At 69.0% G+C, this 1,853-nt stretch carries 1 protein-coding gene; it reads right to left on the reverse strand.

Annotation, left to right across the window (positions count from 1 at the left end):
- Positions 1-1,853: condensation domain-containing protein (locus ACIPEK_RS46625; RefSeq protein WP_402009119.1), on the reverse strand; the 1,853-nt coding region annotated here is incomplete at both ends.

Raw genomic sequence — 1,853 nt, forward strand, 5'->3', positions numbered from 1 at the left:
CCATGCACCCCACCAACCCCGGACACCTCCACATCCGTGTCATTCCACCCACGCACCACCACATCCCGCTCACCCGACGACAACACCGACAGCTCGCCGATCGCCTGCTCCGCGTCAACGGCGACAGCGTTCAGCAGCGTGACCAAGTGGCCCGCCATCCGCTCCACCGTCGCCGCGTCGAACAGTGCGGTGCTGTACTGGATGCCTGCCTTGAGCGTGCCGTCGCCGGACTCCTCCAGCATCAGCCACAGGTCGAAGACGGCCGCCACCTGGCCGGCAGGGCTTCCGGGGCCCGCCTCGGCGTCGGCCGTGCCGCGGACCTCCTCGCCCTCGCCGGCTCCGTAGCTGAAAAACACCTGGAAGAGCGGGCTGCGCGACCGGTCGCGCTCCGTGACGAGTTCGTCCACCAGCTGCTCGAACGGAACGTCCTGATGCGCGTACGCGCCCAGGGCCATGTCCCGCACACGACCGAGCAGATCCGAGAACGACGGGTTGCCCGACAGGTCGCCGCGCATCACCAGGGTGTTGACGAAGAAGCCGATCAGCTCCTCCGTCTCGGCGCGGTTCCGGTTCGCCACCGGCGTGCCCACGACCACATCGTCCGAGTCCGCGTACCGCCCGAGCAGCACGCTGAAGGCTGCCAGCAGCGTCATGAACATCGTCGTGCCGTTGGTACGGGACAGCGTGCGCAGCGCCTCCGCCGTCTCCGCCGGCACGGTGAACGGGGCCATCGCCCCCTCGGTGGACCGCACCGGCGGGCGCGGCCGGTCAGTGGGCAGATCCAGTGCGGCTACGTCGGCCAGCCGCTTCTTCCAGTACGCCAGTTGTCCCTCAAGGACCTCGCCGTCGAGCCATTGCCGCTGCCAGGCCGCGAAGTCGGCGTACTGCACCGCGAGCGGCGGCAGCGGGTTCGGCTCACCCGCGCGGAACGCCTCGTACAGTGCGATGAGTTCCCGTCGCAGGATCCGCGCCGACCACTCGTCGGACACCACGTGATGCATCATCAGTGCCAGTAGATGCTGTCCCTCACCGAGCCGTATCAAGGTGGCCCGGACCAGGGGACCATCAGCGAGACGGAACGGTGCCATGGTGTCCTGGAACGCCAGCCGCTCCGCTTCGCGCACCGGCTCGGCGCTCCCGGAGAGGTCCACGACGGGTAGCGGGAACTCGGTGGGCGGATCGATCACCTGATGGGCCACGCCGTCGGTGTCCGCCACAAGACGGGTCCGCAGCACCTCGTGGCGCGCCACCACGGAGGTGAGCGCCTGGCCGAGGATCGCGACGTCCAGGTTCCCGTCCCAGGGGAGGTACATCGGAAGGTTGTACTCGACCGATCCGGGCGCCAGCTGGTCCAGGAACCACAGACGCTGCTGCGCGAACGACAACGGCAGTGCGTCATCCCTGCTGACGACCGTCCATTCCGGCGCGGTCGCACCGGACGTGGAGGCAGCGAGAACCGCGGCCAGCCCGGCGACCGTCGGGTGATCGAACATCGCCGCTACGGGAATGTCGGTGCCGAACACGTCCCGGATGCGCGAAACCACCTGGGTGGCGAGAAGCGAATGCCCGCCGAGCTCGAAGAAGTTGTCCGTTACCCCGACCCGCTCCAGGCCGAGGAGCTGAGCCCAGATGTCGGCGAGCAGCTCCTCGGTGGCAGTACCCGGCACCACGAGGCCGTCCGGGGAGCGCGCGCCGTCGGGTTCGGGGAGTGCCGTACGGTCGAGCTTGCCGTTGGGGGTGAGCGGCAGCGTCGCGATTTCCACGAACGCGGAGGGGATCATGAAGGCGGGCAGGCGGTTGCTCGCGAAGTCTCGGAGCTCGCTGACCGGCGGGATGCCGTCCGTCTGCTCGGC

It is taken from the genome of Streptomyces sp. NPDC088246, from assembly GCF_044741025.1.
Taxonomy (GTDB): Bacteria; Actinomycetota; Actinomycetes; order Streptomycetales; family Streptomycetaceae; genus Streptomyces.